Annotated in this window: 13 protein-coding genes; 7 read left to right on the top strand and 6 right to left on the bottom strand. The window is 58.5% G+C overall.

Annotated elements, in window-relative coordinates; all coding sequences use genetic code 11:
* Positions 1-261: 261 nt before the first annotated feature.
* Positions 262-1,377: a hypothetical protein gene (locus ACRESJ_RS25790; RefSeq protein WP_431760389.1), complete on the bottom strand. Its 1,116-nt coding sequence runs from the start codon at positions 1,375-1,377 to the stop codon at positions 262-264.
* Positions 1,378-1,498: 121 nt separating this feature from the next.
* On the opposite strand from ACRESJ_RS25790, the gene ACRESJ_RS25785 reads away from it, so the two are divergent.
* Positions 1,499-1,756, top strand: coding sequence for a DUF6124 family protein (locus ACRESJ_RS25785; RefSeq protein ID WP_431760390.1), 258 nt, complete (start codon positions 1,499-1,501; stop codon positions 1,754-1,756).
* A gap of 734 nt (positions 1,757-2,490) precedes the next feature.
* On the opposite strand, the gene ACRESJ_RS25780 is transcribed toward ACRESJ_RS25785, so the two are convergent.
* Genes ACRESJ_RS25780 through ACRESJ_RS25765 form a run of 4 tightly spaced genes read right to left on the bottom strand, consistent with a single transcriptional unit; the run spans position 2,491 to position 8,135 of the window.
* Positions 2,491-3,939: a curlin gene (locus tag ACRESJ_RS25780; RefSeq protein WP_431760388.1), complete on the bottom strand. Its 1,449-nt coding sequence runs from the start codon at positions 3,937-3,939 to the stop codon at positions 2,491-2,493.
* Between the two features lie 27 nt (positions 3,940-3,966).
* Positions 3,967-4,428 carry a curlin gene (locus tag ACRESJ_RS25775; protein ID WP_431760387.1) on the bottom strand — a complete coding sequence of 154 codons (462 nt, stop codon included), beginning with the start codon at positions 4,426-4,428 and terminating at the stop codon, positions 3,967-3,969.
* 60 nt (positions 4,429-4,488) lie between these two features.
* Complete coding sequence (locus tag ACRESJ_RS25770; RefSeq protein WP_431760386.1) at positions 4,489-6,747, bottom strand: Ig-like domain-containing protein; 2,259 nt, start codon at positions 6,745-6,747, stop codon at positions 4,489-4,491.
* A 35-nt stretch (positions 6,748-6,782) separates the two neighbouring features.
* Positions 6,783-8,135, bottom strand: coding sequence for a hypothetical protein (locus ACRESJ_RS25765; RefSeq protein ID WP_431760385.1), 1,353 nt, complete (start codon positions 8,133-8,135; stop codon positions 6,783-6,785).
* Between the two features lie 283 nt (positions 8,136-8,418).
* On the opposite strand from ACRESJ_RS25765, the gene ACRESJ_RS25760 reads away from it, so the two are divergent.
* The 5 genes from ACRESJ_RS25760 (at position 8,419) to ACRESJ_RS25740 (ending at position 16,989) form a co-directional block, all read left to right on the top strand.
* On the top strand, positions 8,419-9,867 hold the full coding sequence (locus tag ACRESJ_RS25760) for a sensor histidine kinase (protein WP_431760384.1): 1,449 nt from the start codon (positions 8,419-8,421) through the stop codon (positions 9,865-9,867).
* Positions 9,868-10,052: 185 nt separating this feature from the next.
* Positions 10,053-12,860 carry a multicopper oxidase domain-containing protein gene (locus ACRESJ_RS25755; protein WP_431760383.1) on the top strand — a complete coding sequence of 936 codons (2,808 nt, stop codon included), beginning with the start codon at positions 10,053-10,055 and terminating at the stop codon, positions 12,858-12,860.
* A 16-nt stretch (positions 12,861-12,876) separates the two neighbouring features.
* Entirely contained in the window at positions 12,877-13,995 is a 1,119-nt protein-coding gene (locus ACRESJ_RS25750) for an SCO family protein (RefSeq protein WP_431760382.1), read from the top strand.
* A gap of 101 nt (positions 13,996-14,096) precedes the next feature.
* Complete coding sequence (locus tag ACRESJ_RS25745) at positions 14,097-15,584, top strand: sensor histidine kinase (RefSeq protein WP_431760381.1); 1,488 nt, start codon at positions 14,097-14,099, stop codon at positions 15,582-15,584.
* Positions 15,559-16,989, top strand: a complete 1,431-nt coding sequence (locus ACRESJ_RS25740) for a sigma-54-dependent transcriptional regulator (RefSeq protein ID WP_431760380.1) — start codon at positions 15,559-15,561, stop codon at positions 16,987-16,989. The genes ACRESJ_RS25745 and ACRESJ_RS25740 overlap by 26 nt, the downstream gene beginning before the upstream one ends.
* 9 nt (positions 16,990-16,998) lie before the next feature.
* Here the strand turns inward: ACRESJ_RS25740 and ACRESJ_RS25735 are convergent, their stop codons facing one another.
* Positions 16,999-17,379, bottom strand: coding sequence for a hypothetical protein (locus ACRESJ_RS25735; protein WP_431760379.1), 381 nt, complete (start codon positions 17,377-17,379; stop codon positions 16,999-17,001).
* 176 nt (positions 17,380-17,555) lie between these two features.
* Here ACRESJ_RS25735 and ACRESJ_RS25730 point away from each other — a divergent pair, with 176 nt between their 5' ends.
* Positions 17,556-18,359 carry a class I SAM-dependent methyltransferase gene (locus ACRESJ_RS25730; RefSeq protein WP_431760378.1) on the top strand — a complete coding sequence of 268 codons (804 nt, stop codon included), beginning with the start codon at positions 17,556-17,558 and terminating at the stop codon, positions 18,357-18,359.
* Positions 18,360-18,685: the final 326 nt, after the last annotated feature.

The following is an 18,685-nucleotide window of genomic DNA, read 5'->3' as shown; positions in this document are numbered from 1 at the left end:
AGCTTGCTCGCGAAAAACTTCAGGACGCCGCGTTCATTCAGAATTTTCGCGTTATCGTTAACGTTTTTCGCGAGCAAGCTCGCTCCTACAGTTGACCTTCATCGCTTAACTGACTGGCATTAAGGCTTGCCCGCGAAGGCGGCCTGACAGTCGCCCCGAGTTGATGGATGTACCCAGTCCAATGTAGGAGCTGCCGAAGGCTGCGATCTTTTGATCTTGCTTTTGAAAGTCAAAAAATCGTAGCTTTCGTCAGCAGCTATTTCATTCCTTCCCGGTTTTTGGCGTTGAGACAATGACATTGGCAACAGGTCTGATAGTGCTTTCAGAGGATGCGCCGCCGAGGGCATGAATAGTCATGCCGCTGTCGTCAGTAGTGCCTAAAAATACGGATCCACCACCATCGAGATTGATCGTTGAACTACCAATTCGATTATCGGTTTCGCGCTGTCCTGGCAATGAGCTGACACTTATATTCGTCAGGTTTTGCCAGTCGCTCATGCTGGCACCAGCACTTCTGTCGCCGTTAGAAGTCAACGCATGCATGACGGTATCGTTTTTTTCGTTTGCGGCAGAATATGCGGTACTGATGGCAGCGCGTTCGTTGTAGTCACTCGAATGGGTAAGTGCTCCTGCGTACTTGTTGAGCGGGTTATCCAATTCGCCTAAAAAGTACTGCATTCTTTCGTGGTCGGGAAGTGTAACTTGTTGGCCGTCGATAGAAAGCACAGGTCCACTAGTGAGAGCGATCTGCTCATCAATTAATAAATGGCCATACTCTTCTTTCCAGATATCAGGAACTGGAGCGTTATCAGTGCGGTGTGATGCTTCCCCGATAGGGGATCCGATCTCCAGCTTGGATCCGTCATTGGAAATCAGTCCGTCCTTATGTACGAAATATCCTCCGTTGATAATGGCTGCGCCCGGTGGGGTTTGCTTTGCCAATGCTATTGGAGATTCAGGTCTGGCTTCGTTTTTTGTTCCGATGACGTAACTCGAGTCGCCGCCGCCAATGATATGGAGGCGGGTGTAAGTTGATCCAGGCTTCATCAGAGCCTGCAGGCTGCTCAGTGGGTGTGAATGGTTGTTCGCTTTGCCATTTAATGGTTGATGGATTTTTGTTTTTATTATGCCAGGCGCAATTGTATGGACAGATATTTGACGTCGGGTTTTAAATCCTTGAAAGGCGGCGAGCAGTTTTTCGTTCGCGCCAGGAGTGAATGCTGCATGAAAAGTCATCTCGCTTTGTTCTGGATTGTTATTCAGGCTTAAGGCGTTTGATGTATTGGATGTTTTTGTTATTTGGGTTGTTATCTGTGAAGAGTGGGTTGCTTGTGGGTTTAGATTGTAAGTGTGGGGTGGTGGGTTCGTTATTTTCATTGTCTATAACTTTAGGGCTGGTTTGTTATATTTGCTGGAAATGGTTTTTTTAGCTGTAATAAAGCGCCCATATCCAGCGAGCGCTTAGCTGTTTGGGCTGGCTTCTTGTAATAATTTATGGCTGGTACGTACAAACTCACCCCAAACCCACCGCTGCCGCAACCCCGGCACCATGTTCCTCATCGCCCCGGATACCAGCACCGAAGACCTGCTGGCCCACGCCTGCGAATCCCTGGCCTCGGCGAGCATCATGGCCACCGATTTCGCGACCTTCGTGGATGGCCTGCAGCGCAGCATGTTGTTGGGGATACAGCAGGTGATCATGTTGGTGGATCTGGCGGTGAACCGGGCGTTGGATAATCTTGAGCTGCAGGGATAACCACAGCACCGCGTTATCGTTCATCGCGGGCAAGCCCGCTCCCACAGGGGACGAGTACATTCGGCAAAGACAGGTCGGCTATCAGGCCGCCATCGCTGGCAAGCCCACACACAGGGTCGGGTACATCTGGCAGAGATTGGTCGGCTGTCAGGCCGCCATCGCCAGCAAGCCTGCTCCTACAGTCGATCTGCGTATACCCCCACCACTCAACAGGCCGAGTGTCAGCTCGCCTGCAGCTTTTGATCTTGATCCACCCGCCCCTTCGGCAGGCTGAGTGGAGGTATTCATCCGGGGGTTGGGCGCGTAGCGCCGTGCGGCGAAGCCGCACACATCGAGAGGAGGTGCAGCGCAGCAAACCGGAGGCGATGCCCCCGGATGGATGCCGGAGCGAAGGAACCCCGAGCCTTGGCGAGGGGCCGTACGCCGGGGCAAAGCGTTTTGCTTCCTTTTGGGCGTTTGCAAAAGGGAGTCGCCGTAAGGGCGAAACCATAAGCGGTCGTTACCGCAGCAACGGATATGTACTCAGTCAACAAAAGCAAGGTCGGCTATGAGGCCGCCTTCGCGGGCAAGCCCGCTCCCACAGGGTTCGGGGTATGTCTGACAGATTCAGATCAATAGGCAGGCCGCCATGGCCAACAGGCCAGCTCCCACAATTGAACTATCTACACCCGAAAAACCAACCATAAAAAAACCGCGACCCACCCCCAAGGGCCGCGGTTGTTAAGTACCCGCGATTACTGCTGAATCACTGTCGCCTTGTTGGCATCCCCATACTGCTGAACGTTCGCCGTCTGAGTCATGCCGCTCTGATCAACGCTGGCAATGTTGCCATTGCCACCCTGGGTCACATAGGCCACGTTCATGGTGTCAGCCTGCTTGATGGTGATCAGGTTGTCGTCGCCATACACCTGAGAGGTATACGCCTGGTTGCCGGTGCCGTCCTGAGTGAAGTCGGTGGTGTTGCCGGTACCGTAGGTGCTGCCCTGGGCCAGGTTGCCGGTGCCGCGCTGGTCGGAGATCAGCATGTTGTCGCTGCCGTTCTGATCGAAGTACAGCTCGTTGTAGCTGCTGGCCTGGCTGACCTTGGTTTTGTTGTCATAGCCAATCTGGTTGGTGGTCATGAGGTGGCCGTTGCCGGTCTGCTTGAAGTTGGCAACGTTGCCATCGCCCAACTGGTTGACAGTGGCGCTTTGGTTGCTGCCGTACTGGCCGCCCAGTTGCGGGCCTTTCCACTCGCTGGCGTAGACCTTGTTGTCGTTACCCACCGAATTGGTGTTGAGCACGTGGCTGTCACCGGTCTGGTAGGTGAAGTGCACGTTACCCACGCCCTCCTGATAGATCCCGATGGTGGACCCGACGGACTGGTACTGGTCGGCATAGATGGCGTTGAGATCGCCGACTTGCAGCACATTGGCCACGTTGTTCTCGCCGAAGCTCTGGTCAACGATGGTTTCGTTGGTCTGCCCATATTGGTTGACGGTAGCCTTACTGTTGACCTGGGTTTCTTGCCAGAGCTCGGTGCCGTTGTTATCACCGAGTTGGTTGATGGTCATGTTACCGCCCTGGCCGTTACGCTGGTCTGCATAGGCGTAGTTGGTGCTGCCGTTCTGGTTGATATCGATCTGGCCGCCCATTTGGCCGATCTGTTCGGCGGTGGCGTAGTTGGTGTCACCGTATTGAATGATCACCGCGCTGTTGTTGCTACCCACCTCAACCTGTTCGATGTTGATTTCGTTGTTATCGCCATACTGGTAGCCCTTGGCGGAAGTACCTGCCTGACTGTCCTGGTAGACGAACGAGAAGTTACCGTTGCCTTCCTGCTGTTGAAGCGCTTCGCTGCTACCCAGGCCAATGGACTGACTGGCGTGGGCGGTGTTGCCATTGCCGATCTGGTTCTGAGTGATGGTACTTCCGTCTTCGTACAGTTGCTCGGCGTAGCCGGCGTTGTAGTCGCCGGTCTGGGTTTGGGTGATGGTGCTGGATGCGTGGTCCTGCACGACGGCCGCGTCGTTGCCTTGTCCCGTTTGCAGCTGGGTGGCGGTACTGGCGGGCGCGGCAGTCTGTTTGACGTAGCCGACGTTGGCGGTGCCGTACTGGCTCTGGTCGGAAACGCTGTCATCGGCCAATGCCTGGGCACTGACTACGACCAGGATGGCGGCGGTTAAGGGTGTCAATTTAAACATGATGAAACCTCCAAGTAGTGCAGTGCTTTAACGATATTGAGTGACCGAAACGCTCATTCCATTTCCTGCCTGAGTCACAGCACTTTGCTGTCCCGTGCCAGCCTGGACGATGTTGGCGTCGTTGTTGTTGCCGTTCTGGGATATCTGCGCACGGTTTTGGCTGCCGGTTTGGGTAATGGATGCGGCGTTGCCGTAACCTTGCTGGTTGATCAAAGCCATCAGGTCGCTGCCTTGTTGCAGGATGTAGGCTTCCTGATTGCTGCCCGACTGTACGATCTGGCCGAGCAGCGACTGGCCGTTCTGTTGCACCAGTGCGATGTTGGCCTGGCCGTTCTGGTCGATCAGTGCGTGCTGGCCCACCGGAGGTGGCAGCTCGCCCAGATCGGCGCCAGGCGCCAGGTCATCGTTCTCCATCAAGTCGTCGGCACGCGCACCTGCGCTGCTGCACAGCAGGAGCAGGCAAAGCAGGGCGGCGGTCGACGTTTTCATGGCGTAGTCCTTTCGCTTGAGGTGTGCCCCATCAACTCACCGAGTCGATGGGGCGGGGGCTCAGTTGGAGATCACTTGAACGGTGCGTACGGTGCCTTGGGACGAGCGGATGGTGGCGGTTGGGTTGGCCGATGGGACCACCGTGGTGATGTTGTTCGCCGTGAACCGCCAGCGGCCGGTCACCGGCACCGTGGTGGTGCCCAGGGTCTGTAGCCCGGTCGGGGTGCTGACCTGGATGGTGATGGTGTTGCCGGTGGTCACCGACGAGGTCCCTGCAAAGTCCCAGGTGAAACGGTTATTGGAGCGAGCCGACACCGTCGCCGTGGTCACCGTGAAGGTTTCCGCAGCAGGTTTTGGCGAGACTTGCACCGTGACCGTGGCCGCTGTTGTCGCCACGGCACCGAAGTTATCCCGTGGGAAGTAGCTGAAGGTCGTGGTGAAGGGCGCTGTGAAGTTAGCCGGTGGGGTGTAGGTCAGGACCGTACCGTTGCTGGTAACGCTGCCTTGACCTGGTTGAGTGAAGCTGGCGACGGCGAGCGGCACGTTGCCTTCCGGGTCGACGTCGTTGGCCAGCACGCTGATTGGAATCGCCACTCCGAGCGTTGTAACGCTGTCAGCGTTTGCCACCGGAGGCTGGTTAGGGGCCACGGTGATGTTCACGGTTGCCGGGGCTGTCGAAGCCAGGCCCTTGATGTCTTGAGCCTTGTAGGTGAATGACGTTGTCAGCAGCGTCGGGACCAGCGCTGGCGGGGTGTAGACCACGGACGTGGTGCCGCTCATGGTCACGGTGCCCTGGCCATTTGCCGGTTGGGTCAACCCAGTGATGCTTAGCGGCGTGTTGCCATCCGGGTCGCTGTCGTTGGCTACCAGGTTGAGGGTGATCGGCACACCGAAACTGGTGCTGCCAGTGTCGTTGCGGGAGATCGGTGCCTGGTTTTCACCCGTATCCGGGGCCTTGCCCACCACGACCACGGGTTCGACGTCGACGCCGCCGGCGGCGGATTTGACGGTGACGGTGGCCGGTGGTTGCAGCAGGTCGGCAACGGTCAGGGTTCGCTTGCCGGCGATGCTGCTGCCGGACGTCGTCAGGCGTCCAAAGCCCTGGGCAACCATATCTGGCACGACCACTTCGTCAGACGAGGTGGCTTCGATCAGCAGGCTGTGTTTGCTCCAGTCGTAAAGAGCGGTCTGGATTTTCACTGTGTCGGAGACTTTGCTCGACACCGCTGTTGGCTGGGTGGTTTGGGTTGGATCCGTAGCGGTGACCACCACTACGGGTGGAATACTGGTGGGCGAGCTATGGGCGAAGAATTGGCCTGCTTCTCCAGTCATCTCGTGCAGGCACGGTGAAGTGCCGACAAGGGCCACGGATTCGCGGTAGCAAAGTACGGAACCGTTTGCTGATTTGCCGAACACCTCGACCCGGATGCCGTCGGCGGCCGCAGAGGTACGACGGTAAGTGGCGCGGCCGATTTCCACAGGGGTTGGCGCACGGTTGTCGAAGATTTTGCCGGAGACGGTAAACAAGGAGGTCTCGATAGTCCCCGCCGGACCCTGGATACGCAGGAAGTTGGTGCCGTTGGGGCTGCCCTCAACTGTTTCAGTAATGTTCGGGTCACCGATGAATGAATCTACGACACCGGTGTCCGGGTTTAAACCTGTGTATGGACCACCCGCACCGCGAAGGAATGGCCCGATGTCGCCCCTGAGGGCGCCTGAGTAGTCGCCCGGCGCGCCGATACCGATGTCGCGGGTGATATTGATTGCCCTGCGACCAGGTGTGGTGACGTTGACTGTTTCCACGCCGTACGGGTGGGTGATGGTGTAAGTACCGGCAACGGGAATGTTCACCCGCAGGCGAATCCTGGCGAAGCTGACTTGATCGCCGTCGAGTGGGTTTCCTCCAGCAAATGCCGCCTCCATCCCTGCTACGTAGACATCCACGCCATAACCGGCAGCGTTGTTCGGGATGTTGGTCTCGGCGAGGAACCAGAACGCCTCTGATGGCCAGTTATCCGGAAACACCATCGGCTGGGTGTCGTCGTAAATCCCGGGTTCGGGGTTCAGGATGCACATGTAGGCGGGTGCGCCGGGAGCACCGACTGCCAGTTTACTGAGGGCCCGTGACTGGCACAGTTGCAGCGACACCGCTTTCGGGACGCCGTCTTTTACATAGTTGTCCTGATACCACAGGGGGAATTTCCCCGTGGCGAAGGTGTAGGGACCGGTGTCGACAGCAGCGAGTTGCGCGAACGCACTGCCGGACAGCGAGAGAGTCAGCCCAAGCGCGTTGAGCGCGAAACGTGGCCACTTGTTCATGATGCCTCCTGATGCGGATCTGGGCATGTGAGCGTTCATTGCACTAAGACCACGTCTTCGATATCGGTACCGCCATTGGATGACGTCACCTGAACCCTGGCCGGTGGAATCGGCGAGATTTTGGTCTCCAGTGATTTCGCCGCACCCTCGCCGATCAGGTCGCTGATGGGGGTGCCGGTGCCGGTGCCGGTGGCGATCGTGGCGGTGAGGACGGTTGGCGATGTCTCATCGCTCGTGGAGGCATCGATGGTGAGCATGCTTGTCGTCAGGTTGTACTCAGCCTTCGAGATCACCACCAGGTCAGTCAGTTGCGGATGCACCGTAGTCGGCGAGCTGGTGGCTATGGCCAGGTGATTGTCAGCGGTCACGTCCAGAGTTTTGGGCAGCGTCGGGTTAGTAGACGACTGTGCGTACCAGTGGCCGGTGGTGTCGGCCTCGGTCAGCTTCAGCACCGGGCTGTTGCTGTCCAGGGTCACAGTGGCCGGTGGTGGTGGGGCCAACATGAATACGTCCTGCTGAGCCACCGGTTCGCTGGTACCGGCCTTGCGCGAATAGGTGCTGCGCTCGGCGACGATCGGAGTGGGGCGTACCACCGTCGACAACTTGCCGGAGATGGCCATTACATTGGTGCGCAAATCCAGCCCGTTAGGCCCTTCGATGCGGATGTAGTTGGTGTTGAAAGGGCTGCCTGTGAAGGCTTCTTCCACATTCGGATCACCCACGAATTGCTCGGTCGCAGTGCCCGTGGTCACGGTGTAGGGGCCGCTGAGGCTGCGCAGGAACGGACCGATATCACTTTTGAGTGCGCCGTCGTAGGTTTTAGGCGAACCGATCCCGATGTCACGGGTCATGTTGATCGCCTTGCGCCCGGGGGTGTCGACTTTGAATACGTCGACGCCGTAGGGGTGGGTGATGACATAGGTACCGGCAGTGGGCACGTCGACCCGGATACGGATACGGCCGAAACTGATCTGATCGCCCTCTTTGGGGTCTCCACCGGAGAAGGCGGCCTCAAGGGCGCTGACGTAGGTCAGATCGATGCCCCGGGCTACATCGACGATCGAGCCGTCGCCGGTGAACCAGAACGCTTCATCGGGAAAATTGTCCGGGAAGACGATCGGTTTGGTGTCATCGAAAATACCGGGATTCGGAGTCAAAAGGCACATGTAGGCTGGTGCGCCGGGAGCACCGGCAATGTTGGGACTGACAGCTTTTGTCAGGCACAGATCGAGGGTCCTGCCATGGGTGTCCTGATACCAGGAAGCGAAACCGCCGGTGGCAGGCAGATAGGGACCGGGTTCAACAGCAAACAGCGCAGCTTGGGCGGCGCCTTGGGCCAGACCACTGACGATCAGGGCGATCGTGGTTTTGGACAGTAAAGGGTGCATGAGTATTCCCTCTATCAGAGTACCTGCCCCTTGAGATGGGCCAGTTGAGAGGTCTTCGGCAACTCCCATGCCAAACATGGAAAAACGCCGTGAGATGCCCGGTGCACAGGCGTTTACCAAAAGGTGGGGGGCCGCTTCCCCGATTTTGGGAGCGGGCCTCTTTCCCCAGGTTTGGGGGTAGATTCGGGCAATGGGGAGAGGTGGGGGAAAAAGCCCCCGCAATCGGGCAAACTGCCAGTAGTGGGCTATAAATTCTGTAGGGCTTTTCCGGGAAACAACGTTTATGACCACCCTTGCAAAAACACTGGCTACCGAAAAGGCCGACACTCACTTGAGCACGCGCAAACAGCCGTTCAACCTGCTGCGTTGGTTTTCGCTCATCAGCATGGCGGTGATCGGCACGGTGGCTGTGGCTTTAGGCTCGGTGTCCACCAAGTTCGTGATTACAGAAAGCGTGCAGCGCGATGCATTGCTGACCTCGCAATTCATTCAGGCGATCGCCGCCGCCGAAGTGCGCCATGTTTCACTGCCGAACGTGCGGACCATGGGCGAGCTGCTTGACCCGCGCAAGGACAAAGACTTTCCCGACGTCGACCCGCTGGCCCGGGCCAACGCCCGGGGCGAATTTCTTGACCACATCGAACATTTGCCGGACGTGATCCTGGCCAACATCTATGCGTCCGACCGCATGATTATCTGGTCGACCAACCCGGCTCTGATGGGCACCACGATTCATGCCGATGACGATCTGGATCATGCCTTCGCCAACCAGACCCCCGTGTCGGCCAGTTATCACGATGTCGACCATGGCCGCATGGAGCAGAAATTCATCACGCCACCGGAATATATCTTCATCGAAAACTACATCCCGCTGTTCGATGCCGAGGGCAAGAACGTCACGGCGATGGTCGAGATCTACAAGGAACCCAAGGACCTGATCAACCGCATGGAGCGCGGCCTGGTGTTGATCTGGCTGGCCACGGCCCTGGGCGGCGGGCTGATTTACCTGGGGCTGTACTGGATCGTGCGGCGGGCGGCGATTCTGCTGGCCACGCAACAAAAACAACTGATCACCAACGAGACGTTCGTGGCGTTGGGCGAGATGTCCTCGGCAGTCGCCCATAGCCTGCGCAACCCGCTGGCGACCATTCGCTCAAGCGCCGAGTTGGCGCTTGAGTTCGACGACGGCCCGGCGCACAAGAACATCAAGGACATCATCGGCCAGGTCGATCGCATGTCGACGTGGGTTCGTGAGTTGCTGCAATCCTTGCGTCCACTCAATGACGAGGCCGAGCCGGTCAACCTGGTCGCCGCGCTGCATGACAGCTTGTCAGCCTTCGAACAGCAAATCGCCAGGGGGCGCTTCAAGGTGGTGTTCGAACCCAAGGAGACGCCGATGGTGTTGAGTCAGCAGGTGCAGCTGACGCAGATCCTCAACAGCCTGGTGGCCAATGGGCTGGAGGCCATGGATGAGGGCGGCACGTTGACAGTCACCCTGGAACCGAGCGATTGCCAAGGCGTGAGCGTGGCGATACGCGACACCGGCAAAGGCATGACCGAAGAGCAGCGGCGTATGGCGTTCCGACCATTTTTCACCACTAAGCAGGGCGGGCTCGGTGTCGGCCTGGTCCTGGTCAAACGCATCATGGAACGTTTCGGTGGTTCCGTGCAGCTCGATAGCCGCGAGGGCGAGGGCACTTGTGTCCGTCTGTCGTTCAAGTTGATCCCCTGAATAGGGGGGCGAACTTTCCCCGTTAGCGGGTGTCATTCCCCAGTCGTTTTCCCCAGGCATGGCAAATTGATGTTGATAAGCCATTGTTTTGCTCGACTTAATGGCTTTGTAAAAATCAGTTACAAATTTGGCGAGCTCCTTGCAATCCCCTCATCACCCCCTTCACACATTCGAGGTGGCTGGTGATGAAAAGAACAGTGCGGTATCCCTTCAACCGGTTTGGACTGATGACGCCTTTGAGCGTCGCTTTGACGATGGCAATAAGCACAGGGATGCTGCACGCCAGCCCGATCGACGACGAACGACAGCCGGAAGCATCCGATCCTTCGGCGTACATCGACGAACCGGCCGACGAACCTGCGGCGTTAAATGCGATCCTGAGCATGCCGGAGGCCAACCAGGACTCCTTCGATTTGCCCAATGGCGTAAAGGGCACACGCGACACCGAACGGCAGGAAAACCAACTGCCGCCGGCACAGCAGACCAGTTTCAACTACCCCACCAATGGCAAGCCGAGCCCGATGTACGGTGCCCAGCCCTTCACCCAGCAAATGATGCTGTTCGAGGAGTTTGGGCCGGAGAAACTCGATGCCACGACGCCGGCGGCGCAACTGCCGTTTCCACCTCCGGGGATTGGCCCGTTGCCGGCGCAGGACCCTACCAGCGCGGCTCGCAGCGCACCGCCAGGCCTGGCCCTCGACAACTTCCTGCGTCAACCTGGGCTGACCCCGTTCCCCAGCCAGTTCTCCAACGCGGTGGACCGTAACCCGTGGCAGGCGCAGATCGAGTATTTCCTCAACCGCCATATCGGCTCGTCCGCCGAAGGTCGTCCGCCAGGAAAGGGTTGGTCCCATCAGCGCTGGAACGAGTTCTACCCGCAGAACGCCTACAAAACCGTGCAGACCGGTGCGCGGGTCAACGGTGGCGTGCGTGACGATCGGCAAATGCACCATTACGCCGTGGGCGAATTCGGCCCCGGAGGTCTGTATCACAACATCGCTGGCGTACCGGCAACGGACGGCACCTCCAAAGGTGTCGAAGTGCGCTTACACCCTAATATGCCGGTGCAGAACCACAACTCGGTGTGGACCTTCGACGGCACCCTGCCGCCCAAACTGTTGATGGTTCGCTATGGCCAGCCACTGGTGATGCGTCACTACAACGGCTTGCCGATCGACCCGTCGGCCAACATGGGGTTCGGCCTGCACACCATCAGCACCCACGAACACAACGGCCACGGACCGGCGGAAAGCGATGGCTATGCCAACGCGTTTTTCTTCCCCGGGCAGTACTACGACTATCGCTGGCCGGTCCAGCTTGCCGGTTACGACAGCATCAACACCAAGGCTGAAGACCCGCGGGCGGCGTTCCCTTGCTCGCCGGGCGAAACCCTGTGGACCAACGACATGAGCCCAGGTCTGAAGACCTGCGATCACGGCACCATCAAGATCCGTGGCGACTGGCGCGAGACCATGAGCACCCACTGGTTCCATGACCATATGCTCGATTTCACCGCGCAGAACGTCTACAAGGGCAACGCGGCGATGATGAACTACTACAGCGCCCTGGACCGTGGCAACGAGGCGGTGGATGACGGCGTCAACCTGCGTTTCCCCAGCGGCAGCGGCTTGCCATGGGGTAACCGCGACTACGACGTCAACCTGCTGTTCGCCGACAAGGCCTGGGATCAGAATGGCCAGCTGTGGTTCAACCCGTTCAACACCGACGGCTTCCTCGGTGACCAGGTGGTGGTCAACTGGGGCTGGAAACCGACCCTGGACGTGCGTGCCCGCAGCTACCGGTTCCGCATGCTCAACGGTTCGGTATCGCGCTACTTCAAGTTTGCGCTGGTGCGGGAAATCAAGGGCACCAGTGGCGAGTTCCAGGGACCCAAAGGCTCAGGTGTGTCCTATGCCCGGGTGCCGTTCCACATGATCGCCAACGACGGCAACATCATGGAACACGCCGTTCCGTTCGACGGCACCATGGACCTGGACGCCGACGGTGACAAACAGAACCACAACGCAATCCTGCCAACCCAGGGCATCGCCGAACGCTTCGACATCGTCGTCAACTTCGCCAAGAACGGTATCAAGCCGGGGGACAAGGTCTTCTTCGTCAACCTGCTGCCCCATGACGACGGCAAAGGCCCGAAAGAGCCCATTCCGCTGGCTGACGTGCTGTCGGAGAAATACCTGGCGGTGATCAAGCAGACCAGCAAGGGACCGCAGTGGGACAGGGGCGACCCGGCGGTAGGCAAGGTGTTGCAACTCAACGTCAAGGCCTACACCGGCCAGGACCTGGCCATGGACCCTTCGAAGTACGAACCGGCCAAACCGGGCAAGGCTGAAGGCCTGGTGATGATTCCGCTGAAAATCCATCGCGACAACGCGGCCGACAAGGCGCTGCTGGCCAATGCCCGTCACCGCTCCTTCATCTTCGGTCGTTCCGATGGCACGGATGAAGCACCGTGGACAGTCAAGACCGATGGCGGCTTCGGCTTCCACATGGACCCTCGTCGGCTGAACGCGGCAACGCAGTTGAAAAGTGGCCCGACTGATGCCGGCACCACTGGCGTCGGTACCCTGGAGGTGTGGAACATCAAGCTCGGCGGTTCAGGCTGGAGCCACCCCGTACACGTGCACTTCGAGGAGGGGATCATCCTCAGTCGTGGCGGCAAGGCACCACCGGAATGGGAAAAATGGGCACGTAAGGACGTGTACCGCATCGGCTCGGAGAAAGATGGGCTGGACAGCGTGGAGATGGCGATCAACTTCCGCGAATTCGCCGGGACCTACATGGAGCACTGTCACAACACCCAGCATGAAGACAATTCGATGCTGCTGCGTTGGGACATTGAGAAGCCCGGGCAATTCCAGTTGATGCCGACTCCGCTACCGAGCTGGGATGGCGTGCGCTACGTGAACTCTGCCGCGCTGCCAACCTTCCGTACCGGCGATGGCTCGGGTCCACAAGTGACAGTCAAGCAATGAACCGGAGGGTGTCGACATGAAGCTGCATACACCACGCACACGCGCCTTGGGCATGCACCTGGCATTGGTACTGGCAACCTGCTTGCTGGCCAGCCGGCTACTGGTCGCCAATCCGGCGCCGTCGACACCCGTTCCGACATCCGTACCTGAGAAAGAAACCGCTGTCGTAGACTCCGCCACCCCGTGGGGTGGCGACTATTTCCCCAACACCTTGCTGACCAACCAGGACGGTCAGCAGGTGCGTTTTTTCGATGACCTGATCAAGGGCAAAGTGGTGGTGATCAACTTCATCTTCACGTCCTGCAGCGATTCCTGCCCGCTGGAAACCGCGCGCCTGCGCCAGGTGCAGAAGTTGCTCGGCGATCGGGTCGGCAAGGACATCTTCTTCTACTCCATCAGCATCGACCCCTTGAGCGATACACCCCAGGTGCTCAAGGCCTATTCGCAACGCTTCCAGGTCGGGCCGGGCTGGCAATTTCTCACCGGGGAATTTGCCGATGTCACCGAACTGCGGCAAAAGCTGGGGCTGTTCATCGAAGGCGTCGATAACGGTCGCAGCAAGGATCACAACCTGAGCCTGATCGTCGGCAACCAGTCCACGGGGCGCTGGATGAAAGCGTCGCCGTTCGAGAATCCATGGATCCTGGCCGATCAGTTGGCCAATACCTTGCAAAACTGGAAGCAACCGAGCGTTGAGCAAAGTTACGCCAATGCTCCCGAGATCCGCCCACCCAGCAATGGCGAAGAGTTGTTCCGCACCCGCTGCGCGTCCTGCCACAGCCTCGGCCCGCTGGACGGGCAGGGCATCGGCTTGCGCAGCATCGGTCCGGACCTGATCGGTGTGACCCGTCAACGCGATCCGGCCTGGCTCAGCCGCTGGATCCGTGAGCCGGATCGCATGCTGGCGGAGAAAGACCCGATCGCCATGGAACTGTTTGATCGCTTCAATAAAATTCCAATGCCTAACCTGCGTATGGATGAAAAGTCAGCGCAGTCGATCATCGATTTTCTGCAGGAGGAAACCGATCGCCAACATCCACCGACCACCCCCTTGACCGCTGACAACGAGGAGCCTGAACATCACCATGCTATCGCGGCACCCGACAGCCCTCAGAAACAGACGCAGATGCAATAGTGGCCAGAAACTTGCATTGCTCAGGCATAACGAACAATGCCACCTACACTGATCCGAAACACGGCTGAAAAGGCTCGTAGACCAGTAATCAGGACAGTCCCATGCAAGCATTGGAAGAACAAAAAAAAGCTGCCCCGGCGACATTGGCAGCAGAAGGCAAGGATTGGCGTCCACCGTTCAATCTGGTCCGCTGGTTTTCCCTGGGGAGCTTTTTCATCATTGCTGCCGTGGCATTGGGCTTGGGGTATATCTCCACGCGTTTCGTGGTTGAAGAAAGCATCGAGCGCGACTCGATGCTGACCGCGGCGTTTATCCAGGCCATTGGTGAGGCCGAAATCCGTCATGCTTCGATCACAACGAAAAGAACCATGGGCGAAATGCTCGACCCGCGCGATGACAATGCTTACCCCGATGTCGACCCTGGTGCCCGGGCTGCGGCGCGTGTTGAGTTCCTTGATCATGTGGAGCATCTGCCGGACATTCTGCTGGCCACGGTGTATGCCCAGGATCGCACGGTCGTGTGGTCGACCAATCCGGAACTGATCGGCGTGCGCATCGAAGACGATGATGAACTGGATGAATCCTTCGAGATGAAAGAGGCGGTGTCCACCAGCTATCACGAAATTGACGAGGAACGTCCCGAGCAGCGTTTACTGCGCGAGCCCCAATACCTGTTTATCGAAAACTACATTCCGATGTTCAACGCCGACAAAAGCAAAGTGATCGCCATGGTGGAGATCTACAAGGAACCGGTGGACCTGGTTGAACGCATCCAGCGGGGTTTCAAGGCGATCTGGCTGGCAACGTTGCTCGGTGGGGCGCTGATTTATCTGGGCCTGTTCTGGATCGTTCGCCGGGCGGCCGTGCTGTTGCAGAGCCAGCAAAGACAGCTGGTAGCCAATGAAACCTATGTGGCCCTGGGCGAAATGTCTTCGGCGGTCGCTCACAGCCTGCGTAATCCGCTGGCGAACATTCGCTCCAGCGCCGAACTGGCCCAGGAAATCGCCAGCCATGGCGCGCAGAAGAACATCGGCGACATCATCGGTCAGGTCGACCGGATGTCGCGCTGGGTTCGCGAGTTGCTGGTGTCGTTGCGGCCGGTCAACGACGACCTTGAATCCGTGGATCTGGTATTGGCCATCGACGACACCCTGAGTGCATTCGAGCCGCAAATCAAACGCTCGAACGTCGAGGTGCGTTTTATCCCCACAACAGTCCCTCCGGTCGTCAGCCAACAGGTGCTACTCACGCAAATTCTCAATAGCCTGTTTGCCAACGCCCTGGAAGCCATGCCCAAGGGTGGCCTGTTGAGTATCGATATCGAACAGCCAGCGGCCGATCAGGTGTGCATGATCCTCAATGACACCGGCAGGGGCATGACCAAACAGCAGCAACAAATGGTCTTCAAGCCGTTTTTCACCACCAAACAGGGAGGGTTGGGCGTTGGCCTGGCCCTGGTTAAAAGAATAATGGAGCGTTTCGAAGGTTCGGTCGAACTGACCAGCCAGGAGCAGGAAGGAACCCGCGTGTGTCTCAATTTTAAAGTGGCAACGGGAGGGGAGTATGGAACACAGCATACTGCTGGTTGAGGATGATGAACTCCTCGCGGAGAACATTCAGACCTACCTGGAACGCAAGGACTTCGAGGTGACAGTTTGTCATTCGGCCGAAGATGCGCTGGAGCAGTTGAAAACCTTCGCACCGGATGTCGTGCTGACCGACAACTCGTTGCCGGGCATGAGTGGTCACGACCTGATCCAGAAGCTGCGCATCAGCGCGCCGGATCTGAAAGTGATCATGATGACCGGCTACGGCAACGTCGAAGACGCCGTGGTGGCGATGAAAGAGGGGGCTTTTCATTACGTCACCAAACCGGTGGCCTTGCCCGAGCTCAAGCTGTTGCTGGACAAAGCCCTGGCCACCGAGCGGATGGAGCGCACCTTGTCGTTCTATCAGGAGCGCGAGGCACAGAAAGCCGGGGTGCAGGCACTGATCGGCGAGTCAGCGCCGATGGTTTACCTCAAGGACACCATCACGCAGTTGCTCGACGCCGAGCGGCGAATGGCCAACAGCGATCTGCCTCCGGTCCTGGTCGAGGGCGAGACCGGCACCGGCAAGGAACTGGTGGCCCGGGCGCTGCATTTTGACGGTCCGCGCAACAAAGGCCCGTTCATCGAGTTCAACTGCGCCTCGATTCCGTCCAATCTGGTGGAGTCGGAGCTGTTCGGTCACGAAAAAGGCGCCTTCACCGATGCCAAGGATCGTCGACTGGGGCTGGTAGAAGCGGCCGACGGCGGTACGCTGTTTCTCGATGAAATTGGTGAGATGGACCTGATTCTGCAAGCCAAGCTGCTGAAACTGCTCGAAGACCGGACCATTCGCCGGATCGGTTCGGTGAAGGAGCGCAAGGTCGACCTGCGGGTGATCAGCGCCACCAACTGCAACCTGGAGCAAATGGTTCAGCAGGGGAAATTCCGCCGCGACCTGTTTTTCCGCCTGCGCATCATTTCGATCAAGGTGCCGCGCCTGTATGCCCGTGGCGAAGACGTCCTGTTGCTGGCCCGGCACTTTCTTGCGTCCCATGGCAAACGCTATGGCAAGCCGAACCTGCATTTCAGCGATCAGGCCGAAGAGTTGCTGCTCAGCTACAGCTGGCCGGGCAACGTACGCGAGCTGCGCAACATGCTTGAACAAACCGTGTTGCTGGCGCCAGGCGATACCGTCGCCGCGCATCAGCTCAACGTTTGCATGAGCCTGGTGGACGAGCCGCCGCTGTTTCAACACGAGGTGCCACACAGCGAACTACGTCCGGCCTACAACGGCGTAGAGTCGATGAACCTGCCGGAAGTGGAGCGCGACATGGTGCGCAAAATGCTCGACAAGACCGACTGGAACGTCACCAAGTCCGCCCGGCTATTAGGCCTGAGCCGCGACATGCTGCGTTACCGGATCGAAAAACTGGGTCTGGCGCGTCCGGACAAGCGGCAGTGGTAGGTGTCGTTGCTACAGGGCAGGTCCAGCACGCAGGCAGGACAGCATGCAGGTGGGATCTTCAACTTCCTGGTTGACATAGACGCCGCGCTCCTCATCGTAAGTGCGGATGAAAACGCGAACGGTAGCATCCGCTACCGTCGGCAACCGGGAGTCGGAGAACACGTGCTCACTGGAAACCGGGATGAAGGTCTGGGGCGAGGACGAGATGTACGCTCCCGGAGGCACTGTGCTGATGGAAGGAGGGGAAGGGTGGGCGAAGGGTTGGTCTGACCCGTAATAATGGAATTCAGTGTTCGATTCGTCAGTTTGCATCAGGCTGTCGTCCGCCTGTGCAAAAGTGGCGACGGTCAGGCAAAGGGCAAGCAACAGCGTGTGTTCGGCTTTGTTCATGGCAGCACCTGCGAGATCGGTTTTTCCGCTTTTCCCCAAGGTCATTAACTATAGCGCTCCCGTGGATAGGCGTCGGGAGGGTGCCATTACAAGATCGCAACAAACCCGCGACGGGTTGTATCCCGCCATGATCTAGACTCGGGCCGTTCATCAAAGACCCGATTCTGGAGTGCGCAATGGAAATGCCGTCAAAAGAACAAGCCATCGCCAGCAACCGCGATGCCTGGAATGATTCCGCCCGCCATCACCAGGACTCTGCCGAGTGGCAGGAACACTGGAACGCTGTGGCCCATGCGGATTTTTCCTGCCTGGATGAGACCTTGACCGGGGTGCTGACCGAGGTCGGCATCAATGGCAAGGATGTGGTGCAACTGGGCTGCAACAATGGCCGCGAAAGCCTTTCCCTTTTTGCCCTCGGTGCCCGGCATGTGGTTGGTATCGATCAGTCCGCAGCGTTTCTCGCTCAGGCACGGGAACTGACATCGCGCTCGCCCCATGCACCTGAGTTCATCGAAGCGGACATTCATCATTTGCCGCCGTCGTTGCACAATCGTTTCGAGGTGGCCCTGATCACCATCGGCGTATTGAACTGGATGCCGGACATCGGCGAGTTTTTGCACCATGTGGCGCAAATACTCAAGCCTGGTGGCGCGCTGGTGGTGTACGAAACCCACCCATTCCTGGAAATGTTCGACCCCGAGTCAGCCGACCCCTTCGCCCTGAGCACCTCTTACTTTCGCCGCGAGCCCTTTGTGCAGTACGAGCCGATCGTCTACGAAGGCAAGGTCGACCAGCAGGTGGCCCCGTCCTATTGGTTTGTTCATACCCTGGGCGACATTTTCAGCGGCGCCATTGCGGCGGGGCTGAATATTCGGCACTTCAAGGAATATCCGCATTCCAACCGTGAGGAACTGTATGACCGTTATCTGCGGCAGGACGCGCAGTTGCCGATGTGTTTTACCTTGGTGGCGTTGCGCTGAATGAAGGGGTGTTCCCACTGACGCCATCGTCGGAACGCCGCCCGGAGCCGGCTCGCTCCCACAATTGATCGGCGTCGACTACAGATTTTGTATTCGCCAACGATCCACTGTGGGAGCTGGCTTGCCAGCGATGGCGGCCTGACAGCCGACCATGTTCTCTGGGGTGTACATATCCATTTCTGCGGTAACGGCCGCCTATGGTTTCGCCCTTACGGCGAGTCCCTTTGGCAAACGCCCCAAAGGAACCAAAGGTCTGGCCCCTTTCGTACGGCCTCTCGCTAAAGCTCGGGGTTCCTTCGCTCCGGCATTCATCCGGGGGCATCGCC

Origin of the sequence: Pseudomonas sp., from assembly GCF_050739655.1 — a bacterium.
In the GTDB taxonomy this organism is placed as follows: domain Bacteria; phylum Pseudomonadota; class Gammaproteobacteria; order Pseudomonadales; family Pseudomonadaceae; genus Aquipseudomonas.
Note: the sequence above shows the minus strand (reverse complement) of the source record. Positions and strands in the feature narration are given on the sequence as shown.